At 33.1% G+C, this 21382-nt stretch carries 13 protein-coding genes and 3 tRNA genes; 9 read left to right on the top strand and 7 right to left on the bottom strand.

The window, feature by feature from the left end:
- Positions 1–52: 52 nt before the first annotated feature.
- The 6 genes from ACXHHC_RS12910 (at position 53) to ACXHHC_RS12885 (ending at position 11980) form a co-directional block, all read left to right on the top strand.
- Entirely contained in the window at positions 53–1063 is a 1011-nt protein-coding gene (locus ACXHHC_RS12910) for a LacI family DNA-binding transcriptional regulator (protein ID WP_458226787.1), read from the top strand.
- A gap of 218 nt (positions 1064–1281) precedes the next feature.
- On the top strand, positions 1282–2889 hold the full coding sequence (locus tag ACXHHC_RS12905) for a tetratricopeptide repeat protein (RefSeq protein WP_458226786.1): 1608 nt from the start codon (positions 1282–1284) through the stop codon (positions 2887–2889).
- Between the two features lie 267 nt (positions 2890–3156).
- The gene (locus ACXHHC_RS12900; RefSeq protein ID WP_458226785.1) at positions 3157–7377 is read left to right on the top strand and encodes a two-component regulator propeller domain-containing protein; all 4221 of its coding nucleotides are present in this window, start codon (positions 3157–3159) and stop codon (positions 7375–7377) included.
- Between the two features lie 106 nt (positions 7378–7483).
- Entirely contained in the window at positions 7484–9100 is a 1617-nt protein-coding gene (locus ACXHHC_RS12895) for an apiosidase-like domain-containing protein (RefSeq protein WP_458226784.1), read from the top strand.
- Between the two features lie 6 nt (positions 9101–9106).
- Positions 9107–10672, top strand: a complete 1566-nt coding sequence (locus ACXHHC_RS12890; RefSeq protein ID WP_458226783.1) for a ThuA domain-containing protein — start codon at positions 9107–9109, stop codon at positions 10670–10672.
- Positions 10673–10822: 150 nt separating this feature from the next.
- The gene (locus ACXHHC_RS12885; RefSeq protein WP_458226782.1) at positions 10823–11980 is read left to right on the top strand and encodes a M20 metallopeptidase family protein; all 1158 of its coding nucleotides are present in this window, start codon (positions 10823–10825) and stop codon (positions 11978–11980) included.
- Positions 11981–12301: 321 nt separating this feature from the next.
- Here the strand turns inward: ACXHHC_RS12885 and ACXHHC_RS12880 are convergent.
- The 4 genes from ACXHHC_RS12880 to ACXHHC_RS12865 all read right to left on the bottom strand — a co-directional run bounded on the left by ACXHHC_RS12880 (position 12302) and on the right by ACXHHC_RS12865 (position 14706).
- Positions 12302–12375 (bottom strand) — tRNA-Arg (locus ACXHHC_RS12880).
- 8 nt (positions 12376–12383) lie between these two features.
- Positions 12384–12458, bottom strand: a tRNA-Pro gene (locus ACXHHC_RS12875).
- 19 nt (positions 12459–12477) lie between these two features.
- A tRNA-Ser gene (locus ACXHHC_RS12870) sits at positions 12478–12563 on the bottom strand.
- A 79-nt stretch (positions 12564–12642) separates the two neighbouring features.
- Positions 12643–14706, bottom strand: a complete 2064-nt coding sequence (locus ACXHHC_RS12865) for an HD family phosphohydrolase (RefSeq protein WP_458226781.1) — start codon at positions 14704–14706, stop codon at positions 12643–12645.
- Positions 14707–14779: 73 nt separating this feature from the next.
- On the opposite strand from ACXHHC_RS12865, the gene ACXHHC_RS12860 reads away from it, so the two are divergent.
- The 3 genes from ACXHHC_RS12860 to ACXHHC_RS12850 are packed head-to-tail and all read left to right on the top strand — an operon-like array spanning position 14780 to position 17963.
- The gene (locus ACXHHC_RS12860; RefSeq protein ID WP_458226780.1) at positions 14780–15961 is read left to right on the top strand and encodes a thiolase family protein; all 1182 of its coding nucleotides are present in this window, start codon (positions 14780–14782) and stop codon (positions 15959–15961) included.
- Positions 15962–15970: 9 nt separating this feature from the next.
- Positions 15971–16741, top strand: a complete 771-nt coding sequence (locus ACXHHC_RS12855; protein ID WP_458226779.1) for a C40 family peptidase — start codon at positions 15971–15973, stop codon at positions 16739–16741.
- A gap of 55 nt (positions 16742–16796) precedes the next feature.
- Positions 16797–17963: a hypothetical protein gene (locus tag ACXHHC_RS12850; RefSeq protein ID WP_458226778.1), complete on the top strand. Its 1167-nt coding sequence runs from the start codon at positions 16797–16799 to the stop codon at positions 17961–17963.
- Between the two features lie 85 nt (positions 17964–18048).
- Here the strand turns inward: ACXHHC_RS12850 and ACXHHC_RS12845 are convergent, their stop codons facing one another.
- The 3 genes from ACXHHC_RS12845 to ACXHHC_RS12835 are packed head-to-tail and all read right to left on the bottom strand — an operon-like array spanning position 18049 to position 21337.
- Entirely contained in the window at positions 18049–18930 is an 882-nt protein-coding gene (locus ACXHHC_RS12845; protein ID WP_458226777.1) for a class II fructose-bisphosphate aldolase, read from the bottom strand.
- Positions 18914–20422 (bottom strand): L-fucose/L-arabinose isomerase family protein, encoded by a 1509-nt coding sequence (locus ACXHHC_RS12840; RefSeq protein WP_458226776.1) that lies wholly within the window; start codon positions 20420–20422, stop codon positions 18914–18916. Before ACXHHC_RS12840 ends, ACXHHC_RS12845 begins: the two co-directional genes overlap by 17 nt.
- Positions 20423–20434: 12 nt before the next feature.
- Positions 20435–21337 carry a carbohydrate kinase family protein gene (locus ACXHHC_RS12835; RefSeq protein WP_458226775.1) on the bottom strand — a complete coding sequence of 301 codons (903 nt, stop codon included), beginning with the start codon at positions 21335–21337 and terminating at the stop codon, positions 20435–20437.
- Positions 21338–21382: the final 45 nt, after the last annotated feature.

Here is a 21382-nt window from a genome sequence, read left to right as displayed (position 1 = left end):
GGAAACGTTTTCGGGATTTGTCGGAAATGTTTTTTTATTGTAATTTCATCAAATGAAACACATTACAATTAAGGACGTTGCAAAAAAACTAAACGTTTCCATCTCTACAGTTTCAAGAGCTTTTAATAACAAATACGATATAAAACCAGAAACTCGTGATTTGATTTTAAAAACGGCTGAAGAGATTGGCTATCGCCCTAACCCTATTGCTAGAAAGTTAATTCAACAACGCTCTTTTAATATTGGTGTGGTAGTTCCAGAATTTGAGAATAGTTTTTTTCCTAAAGTAATGTTAGGGGCACAAGAAATTCTTCATGATAAAGGCTATCAAGTTTTAGTAATGCAGTCTAATCATTCTTGGGAAATAGAGAAAAAGAATGTAGAAACCTTGGTAGACAATATGGTTGATGGTTTAATTATTTCGCTAACCTCTGAATGTAAAAACAATGACTACTACAAAAGTCTTTTAAAATTAGACATTCCAATTGTGTTCTTTAACAGAGCCGTAGAAGACATACCAGCATCTAAAGTTTTGTTTGATGATTTTAAATGGGCTTTGTTTGCAACTGAACATTTGATACTACAAGGTTACAAAAACATTGTTCATCTTACGAGTACAGAAAACTTAACGTTGACCAAAAACCGATTAAAAGGTTTTGAACAAGCGCATAGAAAACATAGATTGGAACCTGGAAAAATTGTAAAATGTGGGTTTAGAATGGAAGATGGAGAAAAAATTGCTCAGGAAATGATTGATAAAAATGAAATTCCTAGAGCTATTTTTGCAGCTAACGACCCTTCTGCTATTGGAGCCATGAATGTGTTTAAACAAAATGGCTACAACATACCAAACGATATTGCATTTGTAGGATTTACAGAATCTAGTTTAGCCAAACATATTTATCCTGCGCTAACTTCTGTTGAACAACCTACAAAAGACATTGGTCAAACAGCTGCCAATTTATTACTTGAACAAATTGAAAACAAAGGAATATTTGTTCCCCAAACAATTGTTTTAAATGGAAGACTAAATGTTAGAGATTCATCTATAAATAACACCTAAATAAACCTTATATTTAAGAACCACTGTAATACCAAACACAACTAACTAATAGAACCTAAAAATTCTCCTAATTAAGTAGAACCACCAATTGTCTATTCGATTTCCATACTTAAAAAGGGGATTAAATATAAATCAAGATACTATCTAGGAAAAATCGTGTCTATTAAATGTTTTTTTAACAGATATTTGTTTTCCCTTAACTAAGCTAACTTTAACTTATGAAAATATTTAAACTTCTACTTTTAATCTCTTTCTTATTTACAGTTAATACTTCAGCTCAGGTACACTGGAAAAAAGATAGCCTGCACAAGAAAGGAGATCAATTAAAATACACCGCACCAGACGAAGCTCTGACTTTTTATTTTCAATCTCTAAAAAATTGTCAAGTAAAAAATGATACTATAGGGATGATTCGAAACTACACTGCTATTTCATTTATCTATAGAAATAATTTAGATTACACCTCTGCTTATATTGGCTACTGGAATGCTTTAATGTTAGCAAAAAACATCCCTAACGACTTAGCTACAGCAAAAGTTAATCAGCACCTAGGAGAGCTATATAGTTATTACTCTAGGAATAGAGATGCCTCTATACATTTAAAAAAGTCTTTAGCCATAGGTAAGAAAATATACAACGAGAAAAAAGTAGCCTATGGTTACTTAATTAGTAATTACTTTTCTTTGGCAAATTTTTGTAGAAGAGACAAAAGGTATGACGATGCAAAAAAATACTTAGATAGCTGCCAGACACTTCACAACAGACACTTCAAAAATCATATCAATTATTTTATAGAAACAGAAAGAGCCTACCATTTAGGTAGAGAAAACAAGTTCTTTTTAGCAAATAGAAAACTAGATTCTATCTATAAATACTCACAAGAAAATAACAGAACCTACTTTGCGATTATCAACAACATTGCTGGTGAAGTCTATTTGAAACAAAAGAAGTTTAAAAAAGCTGAAAATGCTTTTCTAAAATCTATAGAAGTAAGTGATACATACAAAGTTCACAAGGACCACAAAGTAAAGTCTTTAAAATCGCTTGCAGACCTATACCTACAACAAAAACAATACAAAAAAGCTTATTCTTATTTAAAGCAAGCTAAAGAATATGATGATAAAACCTTTAATATTAAAAACTTTAACAATCAAAAGATTTTTAATATTAGTGAAGAATATAGAACAACTATAGAAAAGCAAAAAGAAGTTATTCACAAACAAAAAGTTGTAGAAACAGTTCAGAAAGAAAAAATTAGTCAATTAAATTTCATCATTATTATTGCTTTTGCTATTCTAGTTATCGTTATCAGTTTTGTTATCATCAAAGGAATTAAGATTAAACACAAAAGAGAAAAACAAGAAATTAGTAGAAATAAAGAAATAGAAATTCAAAAACAAAAGGATTTTTTAGAACTAAAAAACAAAGAGTTAACTTCTTCTGCATTAAGATTGATAGAGAAAGAGGAATTCATCAAAAAATTAAATCGTAAAATCTCTGTAAAAGATGACAAAATAGACTTAACAGAAATAAAACGAATGGTAAAAAGAGAAAAGAGCAACAACTCCAATCACTGGAACGAATTCGAAGCGCGTTTTACCAAAATCAACAAAAGTTTTTACACCAAACTAGATGAAACACATCCAGATTTAAGTCAAGCAGAAAGAAAATTATGTGCTCTAATTAAATTAAAACTAACAAGTAAAGAAATGTCTTCTTTAATGGGAGTTTCTAACGAAAGTGTACATACTTTTAGATATAGACTTAGAAAAAAACTGGGGCTGGATAAAGACACTAACTTAATTGAATACATTGATCAGATATAGTTAAGTTATTTTATGAGCTCATTTTAAAAGCCTCTTGTTTGTGTTTCGCACAACAAGAGGCTTTTATTTTTGTTTTTTTCAAAAAAAGTTAGTTTTTAATATCGAATTAAACACAAACTAATACTTTATATATATTTTTGTAATTACAAAAAACCAAACCTAAGTATTTTATAAGAAACACTTTTCTAGTTTTTGTTTTAAACTTTTTACGTTTATTTAAATCTAAACAGTGTTTTAAAATACTCTAAGCTATACATGCTATTTTTTATGCGAAAAACCATACTTCTAAAATATCTTTTAAAAACCGTATTTTTTTTTACTGCACTAAATTTTTATGCTCAAGAAAATATTTCATTCAACCACTTAACTGTAGATGATGGATTATCTCAGAGTGATATTAACCATATATACCAAACTGAAGATGGTTTTATGTGGTTTGGAACACACGATGGACTGAACAAATATGACGGGTATCATTTTAAACATTACAAACCCAATAAAAACAAAAACAGCTTAAGCAGCAACTTGGTTTTTAGAATAACAGGAGATCAAAAAAGCAACTTATGGGTAGGAACTACTGGTAGTGGTTTAAACTTTATAGACACCTCTTTAGAAAAAGTAACCACGTATAAACACATACCAAATCAGAAAAATAGCTTATCAAACAATTACATTTCGGCCCTATTAAACGACCGAAATAACAAATTATGGATAGGTACCAACTCTGGATTAAATCTAGTAGACTTATCTAAAGGAACCGATAGTTTAAGCTTTAATCGTATTGAACTACCTGGGAAATTGAATAACAAAAGAGTTACTTGTATTCATGAAACCAAAAAGGGAGATATTATAATTGGTACAAACAAATACATATACACCGCCATAAAAAACAGAAATGGGTACTTTCTTAAAATAGCCAATCAAGATTTTGGAATTCCTGTAGGTCAAATTAAACAAATAGCAGAAGGGCAAAGCGGTAGACTTATAATCGCATCATCAAGAGGTGTATTTATTGAAAACATTATCCCTAAAATAAAAAAACGTTTTGTCCGATTTTTTACTCACGGAGGAATCACCTCTATTGTAGTAGACAATAACAACAAAATATGGATAGGAACAAACAAAGGTCTGGCCTATTTTAAAGATAACTTTTACAAGCCCCAACTCATCAACATCTTTACTCATAATCCACAGGACAATAAGAGTATCACTAAAAATATAATTACGTCTCTATACAAAGATAAAACTGGAATTATATGGGTGGGAACCAATGGTGGTGGTATCAATAAGTTCGACCCAAAAAGAAAACCCTTTACTCATATTAGACAAACCTCTAATCCTAAGAGTTTAAGCTACAATAAAATTAGATCTGTTTTTGAAGATAGCAACAACACACTCTGGATTGGTACCGAAGGTGGAGAACTAAACATGGCTTTAAAGGACGGAGAGAAATACGCTTCTTTTAAACAAATAGCACCTATCACTAAAACTTTCTGTATTAATGAAATACATGTAAACAATAAAAAACTCTTACTTGTAGGAAAAGAAGGTGGGAATTCATTGTCTTACATAGACATAACAAACCCCAACAGCTCTAATATCAAACGAAAAACAGCTTCTATAACTTTTAAAAGCAGCATTTTTAAAATTTTAATAGATCATAGAAACTTTATATGGGCAGCTAGTTACGGTAAAGGAGTATATGTGTTTAAAATAAACGCTAACAACAAATTTGAATTAGTCAAACACTACACCAACAATCCTAAAGACCCAAAGTCTATAGGAGGTTCTATTATAAGAAATATTTACCAAGACTCTAACAAAAACTTTTGGTTTGCCACAGGTAGTGGTTTAAGTAAACTACCTTACGAGGAGATTGACAAAGAAAATCCTTCGTTTATTACCTATAGACATCATGAAAACCTAGAGAATAGTTTAAGTTTAGATTATATCTTGTCTATTTACGAAAGTAAAAAAGGAACCTTATGGATTGGTACTTTTGGAGGTGGTTTAAACAAACTAACAACTCCTACTTCTGAAAAAAATGCCCAGTTTAAATCTTATTCTGAAAAAGAAGGTCTTCCTAACAACGTTATTAAGGGTATCTTAGAAGATGAGGAAGGTAATTTATGGGTTTCTACCAACAACGGTCTTTGTAAGTTCAATCCAGAAAACGAAACTTTTAAAAACTACAACAAGCACGATGGTCTTCAGAGCAATGAATTCCAAGAACTAGCTTGTTTTAAAAGAAGAGATGGCGAAATGATTTTTGGAGGAATAAATGGTTTTAACGCATTTTATCCACACCAAATAAAAGACAATCCGTACCCTCCGCAAACTACAATTTCTAAAATCTCTCTATTCAACAACGAATTAAAACCAGGAGAAAAAATAGAGGATAACATCATCCTTAACAAAACAGCAAACCAAACAAAAAGAATCGAATTAAAACACAATCAAAATAGTTTAACTTTTGAATTTGCTGGTCTAGAATACTCCTCTCCTAAGAAAAACCAATACGCTTACAAACTTACTGGTTTTGAAAAAGGATGGAACTACACACAGTCTGAAATACGACTAGCAACATACACCAACCTAGCTCCTGGGTCTTATGTGTTTAATGTAAAATCGTCTAATGGAGACGGTGTTTGGAATAATGACACTAAAAAAATTATTGTTGAAATAACACCTCCTTTTTGGAAAACCATCTGGGCTTATATTGCATACGTCATCTTTACCATTGGTTTCTTAATATCTATATGGGCTGTAATGTTAAGAAGAACCCAAAGAAAACACGATAGAGAACTTCAAAAAGTTGAACAAGACAAGTACTTAGAACTTCAACAAATGAAAATGGAGTTCTTTACCAACATCTCTCACGAGTTTAGAACCCCACTAACACTTATAAAGGGACCTCTAGAATATCTTAAATCCAAAGGAGAATCCTTAGAATTTAATACTGTTAAGCATCAATATACGCTAATGGAAAAAAACACGGACTATTTACTTCGTTTGGTAAAACAGTTACTAGATTTTCAGAAATTAGACCGTGGTAAATTAAACTTAACAATCTACGAAAAGAATGTAGCCAAGTTTGTAAAAGACGTGGCCGAACCTTTTAAGTTTATAAGCGAGAAGAAAAAAATTAACTACTCTATTAGAGCAGAAAAGGAAGACATTTATAGCTACTTTAGCCCTGATGCTTTGGAAAAAGTAATGAACAATCTTCTTTCTAATGCTTTTAAATTCTGTCCCGAGGGAGGAATTGTAGATGTGTATGTATACGTTAAAAAAACGTTCCATTCCGATCGACTTACAAAAGGAGCTGTATACAACCGAGTTGTAATAGAAGTAAAAGATTCTGGTTCTGGAATTTCTGAAGCTAAAAAACAACGTATCTTTAATCGTTTTTACAGCAATTCTGCTAAAGAATTAGCAAACCCAACAGGAACCGGAATAGGACTAAGCTACACCAAAAGCTTAATAGACTTACACCAAGGTAGCATTGCCGTTGTAGACAACGAACACGGAGGAACTACTTTTGCCGTAAATCTACCACAAGAAAAGCAGGCCTATATAGACAAAGCTAATATTGAATTTGGTAAAGAGGAAGACAATGTAAATACTAACTCTTCATACGTATCTTCAACACATGAAGTTTCTGTAAAAGACGAAGAGGAAGACAAAGAGTTAATAAGTCAAAACAGACCTGAACTTCCTATTATATTAGTCGTTGATGACAATGCTGATATTCGATTATTTATTAAACAATCATTACAAAATGAATACAATATTCTAGAAGCAGAAAATGGAGCTCAAGGGCTTGAGATAGCTCAAAAGGAAATTCCAAACATGATTATTAGTGATTATGTAATGCCCGAAATGAACGGAGTAGAATTCTGTAAAAAATGTAAAGAGACTTCCGAAACAAGCCATATCCCTTTTATTTTACTTACTGCTAAAACATCTAAAGAGAATGAACAAAAAGGGCTAGAGAGTGGTGCAGATGATTATATTACCAAACCATTTAACCTAGAAGCTTTACAGTTAAAAATTAAGAATATAATTAGTAAACGTACACACTTAAGAAAGCGTTTTAACCAGGAAATTATATTAAAACCTGAAGAGGTAACAGTAACCTCAGCAGATGAATTGTTCTTACAAGATGCAATGGAAATTGTAGAAAAGAACATGATGAACACAGAATTTAGTGTAGAAATGCTAGTGAAAGAAATGAACGTAAGTAGAAGTAATTTATACCTTAAATTAAAAGAAATTACAGGGCTTTCTTCTAGTGAATTTATTAGAAGTATTCGTTTAAAAAGAGCTGTACAACTACTCGAAACAAGTGATCTATCTGTAAAAGAGATTATGTATATGACAGGATTTAACAGTCCTTCTTACTTTGCCAAATGTTTTAAAAAGCAATTTAACATGACTCCTAGCGAATACATCAGTAAAAACAATATCGACACTAAAAACAACTAGTTTATAAAACATTCTCAAATATTTTTAAAATCCCTGTTATTATTCAAAATAATAACAGGGATTTTTTCATTAAAATAAATAACTTTACGAAAAACCATAGTTTAAAATGAAAACTAAGCATTCCTATTTAATTCTTGTAATGTTTTTCGCATTGCAATTTTCTCAAGCACAAATTACTTTCGTAAAACACAAAAACAACAAAACCTACAACATTCCTAAATGGGAAGTAATAGATGTTGCTATTAAAGCGAAAACGAAAATCAAAAATCCTTTTGTTACAGATTTTGGAGCCACATTTACACATGAGAATGGTAGTACCCAAAAAGTTCCTGGTTTCTATAACGGAAACAACGAATGGGTAATCCGATTCTCTAACGCTATACAAGGAAAATGGAAGTTTGTAACTTACGGAAAAGACAAAAAATTAAAAAACAAAAAAGGAACTATTAATGTTGGAAAGCCAAAAGCAAACAAACATGGTAGTATTGTGATTGAAAAAGACTCAAAAAAATTTAGTTACGAAGATGGCAGCCCCTATTTTCTACTTGCTTTTGAATGTGACTGGCTATACGGTCTAGACTATCATAACGAAACACAAATTCCTAAAACAGAACACCTCCTAAATTTAATTCAAGAGAACGGGTTCAATCAAGTAGTTATGAATGTTTTTTCATACGATGTTAGATGGAAAAAAGACAAAAAACTAGCACAACACCCCGACCATGAATTTGGAGCTCCAAAAGATATTTTTCCATTCTTGGGAAACAATGAGAAACCCGATTTCTCTTCTTTAAATGTTGATTTTTTCAAAAAATTCGACAGAACAATTAGCACTATGAACGACAAGCAAATTGTTTCTCATTTAATGATTTACGTATGGAACAAACTAGTTGCTTGGCCCGACATGTACTCTGATGCAGACAATATGTATTTTGATTATGTTGTAAAAAGATATCAAGCCTTTCCTAATATGTTATGGGATATTTCTAAAGAAGCCCTGTATTATGGAAGAGCAGATGCTAATTATATTAAAGAAAGAATAGAGAGAGTTAGAAAATTAGACAGCTACAAAAGGTTGCTTACCGTACACGATTTTGGTTTTTGTAAAAAAAATCCGGAAACTGTAGATTTTATCTCTAGTCAGGATTGGTCGCATAACATTTACAATAAAATGCTAGATGCGCATCAGCAATTTAAAAACAAACCTGTTTTTAACATAGAACATGGTGGATACGAGAAATCTCCTTATGTAGTATTTACTGGAAATTACGATAATGCAGAAGCTTGTTTAAGAAGAAACTACATGTGTTTATTTGCTGGAGTTTACACCACATATTACTGGCAAGGAACATCTTGGAACGCATTAATCTACAACCCTTACCAGCAACCCAAAGGAGTATACAAACCAAAGTTTGAATATTTTAAACACATGAACAAACTATTTCAAAAAGTAGATTTCACCAAATTAACGCCTATGCCACATAGAAATGCAGGCTCTTACAACCTATCTACTAAAGACTTAAAAACAGTACTATTATATGTTCCTAAAGAATGCCACAGTATGCGTTCTTGGATTTTTAAGAAAGAAATTAAAAAGAGAAGTTTTGAGTGGTTTAACACCTTAACTGGTGAATTTGCTCCTTGTAAGGGTCCAGATGCAGGTCAGTATTACAGCCCTTGGCAAGGAAAAGCAGATGCTATTTTAATCTCTAAACTAAAATAAGAACCTATGAAATTACAATCTGTAAAAATTCTTATTGCAGCATGCTTAACAAGCTTACTAATAGGATGCTCAACACAACCTAAAAAAGCAAGTACAACTGCTCCTACAATCCATAGAGACATTTTAGTTTTTAGCAAAACAGCCGGGTTTAGACATAAATCAATACCTACTGGAATTGAAGCCATTAAAAAAATGGCAGAAAAAAATGACTGGAATGTAGCGTTTACTGAAGATGCAAGCGTGTTTAACAACAATGAATTAAAAAAATATCAGACCATTGTTTTTTTAAACACTACAGGTGATATTTTAAACACTTCCCAAGAGAAAGCGTTTAAAAAGTATATCAACAATGGTGGTGGTTTTACTGGAATTCATTCTGCTACCGACACCGAATACCAGTGGGAGTTTTACGAACAAATGATAGGGGCTCAATTTAAATCGCATCCCAAACAACAAAAAGCAAAAGTTTTAAAAAGTAAGACCTGCAACCACCCAGCAACAGATCATTTAGAAGATAGTTTTGAAAAGTTTGACGAATGGTACAACTTTAAAAAACCAGTTGTAAAGCATGCAAACATCTTATTGTATTTAGATGAAAACAGCTATACTGGTAAACAAATGGGGACAGAACACCCAATTGCGTGGTACCACACCTACGAAGGAGGACGTATCTTTTATACAGGAATGGGACATACTGAAAAAATATATGGTGATGCTGATTTTTTAACTCACTTAGAAAAAGGAATCCAATGGACTTTAGGAAATATTCATAAAGAAATTCCTGCAAAAGGAATTACAATGCTAGACAAAAAATTATCTAAATGGGATATTTGGATGGGAGTTCCACACACTACCGTTAAAGACTTAGATGCTCCAAAATTTGACAATGTAATGAAAGGAGGAATTCCATTAGGTTTACACAACGACCCAAAAGGAGTTTACTCTGTTATTGAAGAAAACGGTGAACTACTATTAAAGATTACTGGTGAAATCTATGGTGGATTAACCAGCAAGAATGAATTTCAGGACTATCATTTTTCAGCTCAGTTTAAATGGGGAGAAAAAAAATGGGCACCTAGATTAAACACAAAAAGAGACAACGGTATTATTTACCATGCAAAAGGACCTCATGGAGCTTTTTGGGATACCTGGATGTCTTGTTTAGAGTTTCAGGTACAAGAAGGAGACTGTGGAGACTTTTTTCCTCTAGCGAATATGAAAGGGGATGTTCCATACAGAACAGTAGCGCAAGAAAATGGTAAAGAATTAAGAATTTACGACCCTAAAGCAACACCTAAACCTACGGGTAGAGTCGCAAAATCCGAACTACATGAAAAACCTAATGGTGAGTGGAATACTATTGAAATCTACTGTTTAGGAAATGAAAGTATACATATAGTAAATGGACATGTAGTAAATAGAGTTAAAAATGCCCGACAAGTAATAAATGGAAAAGAAATTCCAGTGACTAGAGGTAAAATTCAAATTCAATCAGAAGCAGCAGAAACTTATTATAAGAACATTCAAATTAAACCAATTACTAAGTTTCCAAAAAAGTTTAAAAACAAATAAATACAACCAAGGCCTTTTGATCAATTCAAAAGGCTTTTGTTTTCATTGGCTTTAAACGAGCATAAAAGTTCTTTTTTAAGTTATTTTTACTGTACAAAACTCATGTAGCAAAAAATGCTTATCAGATAACAAGTATCAGAATTCACCAACATGGAATACATTAAAGAGTTAATCGAATTTAGAAGAGAATTACACAAATACCCAGAACTAGGATATCAAGAACACAATACAGCTAAACTTATCTGTAAAGAACTAGATAAATACGGAATAAGCTACCAAGCAAATCAAGCTAAAACCGGAATTGTTGCAGAAATAAGTAAAGGTAAAGGTAAGTGTATTGCTTTAAGAGCCGATATGGATGCATTACCTATTGAAGAACAAACAGGTTTAGAATTTTCTTCAAACAACAAAGGAGTAATGCATGCTTGCGGACACGATGTACACTCCACAATGCTTTTAGGTGCCGCAATTGAACTGAGTAAAAAAAACTTTAACGGAACCATTAAATTCATATTCCAACCCTCGGAAGAAGGCACCAATGGAGACTTAGAGAACAAGTCTGGAGGACAAAGAATCGTAGAGTCGGGAGTTTTAAAAAATGTAGACTATGCATTAGCACTCCATGTAGATCCTTTATTAGAAGTTGGAAAACTAACCTACGCAGAAGGAAATGCATTAGCGCATGTTGGAAACTTTAAACTAACAGTAATTGGAAAATCTGGACATGCAGGAGCAGCACCACATTTAGCCGTGGATAGTATTTTAGCTTCCTCTGCTTTAATTCAGAACCTAAACACTATTATTTCTCGTAATATAAGCCCCTCTAAAGCTGGAGTTCTATCCATAACCATGATAGAAGGAGGAACCGCACCTAATATAATAGCCGACAAAGTAAATATTACAGGAACTATTAGAGCTCTTGAAACGAATGAGTACAACACCATTTTAAACAAGGTAAAAGCTATTATTAAAGGAATAGAAATCGCATATGGCGTTCAAATAGAATTCTTAATCGACACCTATTATCCAAGTGTAAAAAACAATCTTTCCGTTCATCATCTAATCAAAGAAGTTGGGGAAGATGTTTTTAATAACGGTTTATCTAAAGTAGACCCTTTATTAGCATCCGAAGATTTTGCTTTCTATTCTAACGAAGTTCCAGCTATGTTCTATTTTATTGGTGCTAAGGATACAGAAAAAGAGGAATGCTTTTACCTACATCACCCTAAAATGGTAGTAAATGAAAACTGTATAGAATATGGAGTGAAATTCTTTTCAAAAGCCGCATTAAAATTATTAAACCAATAACAGCATCTTTTGTCTAAAAACTTATCACAAAAAAAATACGGAAGCAAAGCCTCCGTATTTTTTTTCTTCTTTTTCAATTACAATTTTTCTTTTCTTTTTCTTACTCTTTTTTTATCAAAGATAGCGCATAGACATCGTGTAACAAAAAAATCCTACCTGTGTGAATCCGCAGTTTTTATATTTTTTTCTGAAAAATTATAAATAGCGTATATCATTTAACATTCCAAAACTAAGAAAGAGTCAACAAAAAGGATCAAACCGCAATTAAAACTGAAGTAATTATTAAAAACAAAAAAGCCTAGCAAATTGCTAGGCTTTATGTGATCGCGACAGGATTCGAACCTGTGACCGTCTGCTTAGAAGGCAGATGCTCTATCCAGCTGAGCTACGCGACCTAATTGTGTCGGGGTGGCAGGATTCGAACCTGCGACCTCCTCGTCCCAAACGAGGCGCGATGACCGGGCTACGCTACACCCCGAATTGTCATCAAAATTTTCTGGCGGAGAGAGCGGGACTCGAACCCGCGCATCGAAAAACGATGACAGCTTAGCAGGCTGCTGCATTACCACTCTGCCACCTCTCCAAAAGCACTATCGTACTTTGTTTAGCGAGTGCAAATATATAAGTTTCCTTAAGTTCTCACAAAGTTTTTTTTAGTTTTTTTATTCAGGATATTCAATTCTTAGCTGATATATGTTTTTTAGTTTTTTCTGAATCACCTTCTTTACACTCTCAATCTCTCGTAATGTGATGTTTGCGTTTAAAAACTGCCCATCGGCCTTTTGCTTCTCAATAATCTTATCTACTAAATTATCTATAGCAACAGAGTTCGGTTTTGATAAACTTTTAGAGGCTGCTTCGGCTGCATCACACATCATTAAAATACTTGTTTCCTTAGAAAACGGAACGGGTCCAGGATATTGAAAATCCTCAATACTCACCTCAACATCAGGATTGGCATCTATTTCTTTCTTATAAAAATAATACACCAAACTAGTTCCATGATGCGTTCTAATAAAATCAATAATTCTATCTGGCAATCTATGTTTCTTCGCCAATTCTATTCCGTTAATTACATGTCCTATAATAATGTCTGCACTTTCTTTAGGTGGCAATTCATTGTGCGGATTCATATTGGTGGCTTGGTTTTCTGTAAAATAGAAAGGGTCTAACATCTTACCTATATCATGATACAAAGCACCTGTTTTGGTTAACATAACATTCGCTCCAATCTCATTTGCTGCTGCTTCTGCCAAATTAGCTACCTGCATAGAGTGCTGAAAAGTCCCTGGTGCTTTCTCACTTAACTCTTTTAACAATTCGCTATTTGTACTAGACAACTCTAATAAAGTAATATCAGAAACCAACCCAAACAACTTCTCGTACAGCCAAATTAAGAATACAGACAAGAAAGACAATACCCCATTTAACGCAAACAAACCAAAATAGCTAATCTTAATTTGATTGATTCCTCCTTCATGAATGATAAAGAATGCTAAATACGTTAACATATACACCAAGGTTATCTTAATAACAGCAATAAATAAGTTTCCTCTTTTATGAATATCAGAGACAGTTAAAATAGTAACAAAACCAGCAATAATCTGTAAATAGATATACTCAAAACTGTTAGGAACTACAAAACCAAGCATTATTACCATTACAGAATACGCAAACATTGCCAACCTAGAATCAAAAAAGGTTTTTAAAACAATGGGTAAAATACAAACTGGTACTACATATAAGTATTCCGACATCTGCTTTATAATAAATGTTTCTAAAAACACCATCGATAAAACATTTAAGAAGATAAAGGTAACATGCGTATTGTTTTCAAAAACATGCTTTCTATCCTTATATAAGAACAACATTAATATCCCCATTGCCAAGGATACCAAAATAATATAACCCGAAAGAATCCATAAATAGTTTTTCTTGGTCCATATTTGAGAAGCATACTCTCCCTTTAAAGAATTTAAGACTTCTAGTTTTTTACCTTCTACAATATCTCCCCTAGCAATAATCAATTCTTTTGCAGTAACCTTTCCTTTGGTGTAAGAGATTGATTCTAAAGCCTCTTTTAAGTCTTTTTGAGTATACTTTGCATCGTAAAAAATATTAGGCACTAAAACATCTGTCAGGATATTGGTAATAATACTTTTATACTCATAATCCATCTGATCTCGTAGCGTTCTATTAATCAGCGGAAGAATTTCATTAGGAGTTACAAAAGTTCCATACTCAACTTCTGTTACCTCTTGCCCTCTCCTTAAAAAAATTACTTTATCAACAGAAAAAATATCCTTTTCACTTGTATCAACAAAACCACGTTTGTAAATGTATTTTATTAAATCTTGAGCTGTCTTTTTATAAATAGGGGATTCAATTCTTAAGTTAAATCCTTTATTTTTTACTGTTTCATCGTAATATTCAGAGAACTTTTTTTGTACTTCAGACACCACCACTTCCCTATTCTCAAAATATACGTTGGAATTCATCTCCAACTCCTCTTTTGCTTTTTGAATTTCTTCTGGGCTTTTCTGAATTGCAAAATCAAACGGGGCTTGGTAAGTTTCGTACTGCCACGGCTTTCCTTTCTGAAATTCATACTTAAATTTCCCCCCTTTTGGAAAAAAGTAAACTATAGAAAACACCACTGTTACAAAGAGAAAAACCTTAAAAATAACAGATTGATTTTGATAGATACGGTTGATGATATTTTTCATTCAATGATTTTGATGTAACCCAAAAATAAACAATTAATTTTTGTAAATTAAAGTCTACTAATCCGATTCAGCTATGAGTAAAAAAATCGTAATTGTTGCCGCTCAGAGAACCCCTATTGGATCATTTCTGGGGAGTTTATCACATATTTCTGCACCCAAATTGGCTGCCAATGCTATTAAAGGAGTTCTAAAAAAAAGCAACCTTAACCCTACACAAATTCAAGAAGTATATTTAGGAAATGTACTACAAGCAGGCATCGGGCAGGCACCCGCAAAACAAGCTGCTAAATTTTCGGGTTTACACGATGAAATTCCATGCACTACCATTAATAAAGTATGTGCATCGGGAATGAAAGCAATTAGTATGGCCGCACAGGCAATTAAAGCAGAAGACAGAGAGATTGTATTGGCTGGTGGAATGGAAAACATGTCTTTGGTACCTCACTATATTCATCAAAGAAATGGAATTAAGTTTGGAAATCAGACTCTACAAGACGGACTGTTGCTAGATGGGTTAACCAACGTGTACGACCAACAACACATGGGCGTTTGTGGTGATTTATGTGCAACAACTCACAACATTTCTAGAGAAGAGCAAGATGCTTTTGCCATAGCTTCTTATAAAAAGTCTAGAAAAGCACAAGAAGACGGAAGATTTAACGATGAAATTTCTCCTGTTATATATAAAGACCGAAAAGGAAACGAAATCTCTATAGACAAAGACGAAGAGTTTTTAAATTTTCGTCCTGAAAAATTCCCCCAATTAAGACCCGCTTTTAGCAAAGACGGAACCGTAACTGCTGCCAATGCGTCTACCTTAAACGACGGTGCTGCCGCTCTACTTATTATGTCCGAAGAAAAAGCACAAGAACTAAACCTTAAACCCTTAGCCGAAATTATTGCTTATGAAGATGCCAATACAGCACCCGAACATTTTACCACAGCTCCAGCCAAAGCAACAGAGGCTGTTCTAAAAAAAGCAGGTTTAAAGACTCGTGATATTGACTGTTTTGAGTTCAACGAAGCCTTTTCTGTGGTAGGAATTGCCAATGCTAAATTGCTAAACATCCCATTAGAAAAAATTAACTTAAATGGAGGTGCAGTAGCAATTGGACATCCGCTGGGTTGCTCAGGTGCAAGAATTGTTGTTTCTTTGGTACATATTTTAAAACAACAGCAAGCAACTTATGGTCTTGCTGCAATTTGCAATGGCGGTGGTGGTGCTACCGCAATGATTATTAAAAACAGAGCCTAGTTAATTTTCATGGATTACGGTATTTGCAACTTAAGTGTTGTTCCTTTAAGATTAGAACCATCGGATGCTTCCGAAATGGTTTCTCAGATATTGTTGGGTGAGCATTTTAAAGTATTAGAAATCCGTAAAAAATGGAGTAAAATTAGATTGGCTTTTGATAATTACGAAGGTTGGATAGACAACAAGCAATACCTCTTACTTACAAAAGATGATTTTTTAAGCTTAGATAAAAAACCCTTGGTTCTTTCTAACGATTTAATAAACTTTGCAGAAAACAACCAACAGTTACTAACACACGTATTAATTGGTTCTCATTTACCAACATATCAAAACGATACATTTATAATTGGCGAAGAAACTTTTTCTATAGACGGTGATGTGATCTCTGGAAAACAAGCCAAAGAGAATTTAGTAGCTACTGCTTTGCAGTTTTTAAACACTCCTTACTTATGGGGTGGAAAATCTCCTTTAGGAATAGATTGTTCTGGGTTGACTCAATTGGTTTACAAGCTAAACGGTTATTCTTTGCAAAGAGATGCCAAAGACCAAGCTACGCAAGGCGAGGTATTGAGCTTTATAGAAGAAAGTGAACCTGGTGATTTGGCTTTTTTTGATAACGAAGAAGGAATTATTACTCATGTTGGAATTATGATGGCAGATCATCATATTATTCATGCCCACGGAAAAGTTCGTATTGATAGAATTGACCATTCTGGAATTTACAACGTAGATACACGTAAACATTCTCATAAACTGAGAGTGATTAAGAAGATTGTGTAAACCTTATACTTTTTTAAGATTCTTTTTCATATTTTAGAAATTAAAAACTTAAAAATTGATTAAGAAACTCCTAAAAATATTATATCAAACAAGACTTCATCTAACGGTAAGGAATTTTAAAAAAACTATAGAACTAAAAGACTTTATAGTATTTCTTATCTCTATAAGAGTTAGAAGGATAGCCAAATACAAAACTTTTGGGCATAACACTGAAAATGATAATGACGTTTCCTTTATCACTTATTTTTTATTAGATATTAAATCTTTAGAAAAAAAAGAAAAAAAACTCAAAGAACTAATTTCAAAATGTGAAAAGGATGAAAAGATACTCCAGCTTTTAGATCTATACATTAAGATAGACTCCAAATTAAAATCAACTCTTAATAAAGAAACTTCCAACATAAAGTTGTCTCCTAAAAAAGTTTTAATTGAAAATATAGATACCCAATCAGTTAAAAAAATAAAAAAAATTCTAAAAGAATTTATCAAGCCTGATCTAGACATAATAATTGAAAGATCTACTTTAAAATTCAATATAACTATTCAAAAAACCTTATCGTATCTTACTCTACTATCTACTCTTATATTTTGTGGAGGATATATATATAATCAAATTTTATTTGGTCTTTATAGAATTGATATATCTAATTACTTTAATGTATCTGACTATATAATCGTTTCAGCTAAACAAATTGGAATTGCTATCATTGCGGGACTAATTTCTTTGGCCAGCTTCTTATACCTACTGGTGGATATAAACAAAAACATTGGTCATTTTAAAAACACTAAAAATCAAAAAAAAGAAGAACAAAAAGGCTTTAGGATGTTTTTTACATTAATTGTCTTTTACACTATTTGTTCTTATTATAGCTCAGACATCCTTTATAGCTTTTCATTTGTTCCTATATTTTTATTATTTAGTTTTCTTGTACGAAAGTTCTTATTCCCATATATTGAAGGGAAAGCTAGTAGTTTATCAATTTTATTGTTCTCTAAGATATTTTTTGCCATTATAATATCAAACTCAATAAGTGATTTCCACAAAACTAAATTAGGAGATAATAAATACATAGTTGTATTTAGTTCAAAAGAATTAAACACAAAGTATAAAGACTATAATGTAATTACCGCAAACAGTAATTATGTCTTTATGCACAAGGACAAAGACACCATTGAAATTATAAAAAGAGACTTAATTAATTCTTTTAAGTACTATAAATAAAAACAGCAATCCTTTTAACAAGAATTGCTGTTTTCAACAACTAAACGTATAGCTCAACCCAAATCACTATACAACTATCTAACAACTAATTACTATTCACCGCTTTCAATCGGTCTTTTACTACTGCTTTAATTTTTGGCAACACTTCTTTCATTACAAATGGAGGATACGCTCCTGCACCCGCTTTTTTAATTTCTTCAAAAGCATTTTGCATATAGGTTGTATGCACTATTGTTCCAATGTTAATCTTACTCATCCCCATGGTAATAGATTTCTGAATATCCGCATCTGGAATTCCAGTACCTCCGTGTAATACCAACGGAGCAGGAATCGCAGCAGCAATTTCTTGCAATCTATCAAAGTGTATTTTTGGTTCTTCTGGTGTAAAACCATGTGCGGTACCAATACCAACAGCCATTAAATCTACTCCTGTAGCTTTAAATAACTGGGTTACTTCACCCACATCGGCTAAAAAGTCATTCTCAGATTTTACCTCTACGCCTCTACCCATAATTTTCCCTATCTCAGCTTCTACCACTACTCCACGAGTATGGGCATACTCCACTACTTCTTTGGTTTGACGAATATTTTCTTCCAACGGCAATTGAGAACCATCGAACATGACAGAATCGTAACCTGCATCTATGGCTCTTTTACATAGTGCTACCGAGGTACTGTGGTCTAAATGCAAGAAGATATTATTTTTGGCTAATTTTTTAAACCCATCTACTACCGATCTAAAAACCTCTGGAGTATTCAGCTCTGCTACTGGCGGATAGGTCATTACCATTACATGTGTGTCCAATTCCTCAGCAGCTTCTACTACTGCTTTTAAATCGTAGGTATCGTTTACGTTGAATGCTGGCAAACAACGTTGTGTAGCTCTATAATCTACAAACAACTCCTGCAAACTGTCGTAAGATTGATTGTAAATCACCTTTTTTTCTTCTTTAATTACTGTGTCCATATAGTTGATTTTTGTCTGATTCTATTTTTACATTTTTAACTCCTAACCAGTGGTTTAGTTCATCTAAATCCTTTTGTAAGAAACCTCTTCCTAAAATCCAGTGATGGTCTAAACCATTGTTCAACACTGCATTTAAAATGGAACCTACTTCGTGTTTTTTAGGTACTACTTCTGCATAACTTCCTCTAAATGCCATTTCCGAAGTTTCTATAACTCCCTCCCACACCAATGCTTTTCCTGCATCTGGATATTGATATTTAGCCACCGTTATAGGTCCTTCTTTCTGTAAAAATTCCAATAACATTCCCATACTACTTTCTATACTATAGTTTTCTAGAATACTATGATTTCTTACCTCATAACCCGTACGCTCATTAATCAATTTGGTAGGTGCTCCACCACAATGCCAAAAACCAATACGGTTGTTATTTTTGTTGATGAGTGATAAATCCACCAAGGTTGGAATTGCTTCTTCAAAACTTAACTGATTCATAACAATCATCGTTAACAGAGCTCCCATATCAGACTCATCTGCAACTGGAATTCCTATATCTTGTACCAAGGCTCCTGCCCCATCTCCTGCAATTCCATAATGATCGAATAGTTCCGGCCAGTTTTTTAGACCAATCCCTAAATAATCGTGTACCCTAGCATAATCTGCAATTGCCAAAGACAAACGTATTGACTTATCAATCTGTTCATCCAACACGTTATTGTATTTACACAAAGTATGATTTAACAATTCTACTTTAATTTCTTGAATAATTGCATCTGAGAATTTAGCCCCATGTTGCCAAACCGTCTGAAAATCGATACGGTCTACCTTAATTCCATAACGGTTTAGCAAGGCGAGTTCGTTCAGTTCACAATCGTAAAAACCAGGAACACGGAAACCACCAATCATTCCCACCGCTCTTTGGTTAATAGAACCCTTAACATAGACCGATTTTACAAACTTTAGAATATTCTCCTTAAAATCCGGATCCTCTGGGGACTCAAACAACCAAGAATATTTTACCCCACAAGAATTAAAAACATTCAGTAAAAAGTTCTGCCCACACAAACGGTTGTTAGACAATCTACCTCCCGTAACTTCATCATGAGACCAGCTTAATACAGGAATCACATTCTGATTTAACCAACGGGCAATGGTAGCAGCTACATCTCCTGCAATAAAAGATGCTTGGTAAATAATTAATCCATCTATATTTTCTGCATGCATACTTTGCAACCAACTATAAATTTCTTCTTTGGTTTGCAAAGGCTTTTCCGAGGTAATTAATTGGAATCTTTCTTTTGGTAAAACTGTACTTAAAATTCCTTTAGACGTTTCATAGTTTTCTAAAATAGATTCCCAATCAAAATGTTCTTCTAACCCTATTCCCACCAATGCTATTTTTGCTACATAAGCAGGCTTTGCTGGTGCAATCACTTTTTCGAATAAGTGACTTACAATTCCGTTTTCTACCGATACATTGTTTACTACTTCCATATCTATATTTTTTTAATGTGTCACTGATAAATCACAATTCGCTTCCATATATTCCTTACTGGGAAAATAAGATCTACCCCCAAAATGCTCTGCTACCTTAGATGCAAAAAAACTAGCATACTGCATTCTATCTTTTACCGATAAACCTTCTAACAAAGCAGAAGCATAGGCTGCATGAAAAGCATCTCCACAACCTGTAGTATCTACTACCTTCACCTTATATGCAGCTTGATGAACTAAATCATCATTTACCAATGCATAAGAACCATTTACTCCATCTGTAATTATCAACTGTCCTTTTGTTAATTGGATACCAGCCAACAAGCAGTCTTCTGCATTTTCTTTTCCAGTTAGGTTTTGTGCAGCTTCTAATGGTAAAATAGGATCGGTACTTAAAGCCAACATTTCTTTCATTAATGCTTCGTCCGCACTTTCCATATCTAACACCGTTTTTATCCCGTATTTCTGGGCTACTTTTAATAAGTGCAGATTGATTTCCGTATCGTATCCATCCACTAAAAACAAATCAAATTCCTTTAACTGTTCTTCATCAACATCCGCAGGACTAAATGGTATATAACTATCCATAGAATACAACACCGTTCTTTCTCCCTTTTCATCAATTTGAACAATAGCAATAGCTGGTGAAGCTTCTGTTTTCGAAAAAAGGAAATCTTCTCTTACTCCACGCTTTACCAACTCGCTTTTAGCAACCAAACTCATAGGATTGTCTCCTAAATACCCTAACAGGTAAACCTCATGACCTAAAGAAGCCAAACCACATGCAGCATTCCCTGCAGGAGCACCTCCTTGTACTACAATTTGCTCAGACTCATTCTTATGTCCTATTTTGATTTTAGATGGAGATTTCACCAATAAATCAACCACATTTAAACCGCTACACAATATTTTCATACTAAAATATCTTTTTATCAAATATATAAATGAGAAGAAGTCAAC

This window comes from Wenyingzhuangia sp. IMCC45574 (assembly GCF_054182685.1).
Note: the sequence above shows the minus strand (reverse complement) of the source record. Positions and strands in the feature narration are given on the sequence as shown.

Bases quoted from the DNA above. Each gene is read 5' to 3' on its own strand.
- ACXHHC_RS12910 (WP_458226787.1), top strand. From the start codon at position 53: ATGAAACACATTACAATTAAGGACGTTGCAAAAAAACTAAACGTTTCC.
- ACXHHC_RS12905 (WP_458226786.1), top strand. From the start codon at position 1,282: ATGAAAATATTTAAACTTCTACTTTTAATCTCTTTCTTATTTACAGTT.
- ACXHHC_RS12900 (WP_458226785.1), top strand. From the start codon at position 3,157: ATGCGAAAAACCATACTTCTAAAATATCTTTTAAAAACCGTATTTTTT.
- ACXHHC_RS12895 (WP_458226784.1), top strand. From the start codon at position 7,484: ATGAAAACTAAGCATTCCTATTTAATTCTTGTAATGTTTTTCGCATTG.
- ACXHHC_RS12890 (WP_458226783.1), top strand. From the start codon at position 9,107: ATGAAATTACAATCTGTAAAAATTCTTATTGCAGCATGCTTAACAAGC.
- ACXHHC_RS12885 (WP_458226782.1), top strand. From the start codon at position 10,823: ATGGAATACATTAAAGAGTTAATCGAATTTAGAAGAGAATTACACAAA.
- ACXHHC_RS12865 (WP_458226781.1), bottom strand. From the start codon at position 14,706: ATGAAAAATATCATCAACCGTATCTATCAAAATCAATCTGTTATTTTT.
- ACXHHC_RS12860 (WP_458226780.1), top strand. From the start codon at position 14,780: ATGAGTAAAAAAATCGTAATTGTTGCCGCTCAGAGAACCCCTATTGGA.
- ACXHHC_RS12855 (WP_458226779.1), top strand. From the start codon at position 15,971: ATGGATTACGGTATTTGCAACTTAAGTGTTGTTCCTTTAAGATTAGAA.
- ACXHHC_RS12845 (WP_458226777.1), bottom strand. From the start codon at position 18,930: ATGGACACAGTAATTAAAGAAGAAAAAAAGGTGATTTACAATCAATCT.
- ACXHHC_RS12840 (WP_458226776.1), bottom strand. From the start codon at position 20,422: ATGGAAGTAGTAAACAATGTATCGGTAGAAAACGGAATTGTAAGTCAC.
- ACXHHC_RS12835 (WP_458226775.1), bottom strand. From the start codon at position 21,337: ATGAAAATATTGTGTAGCGGTTTAAATGTGGTTGATTTATTGGTGAAA.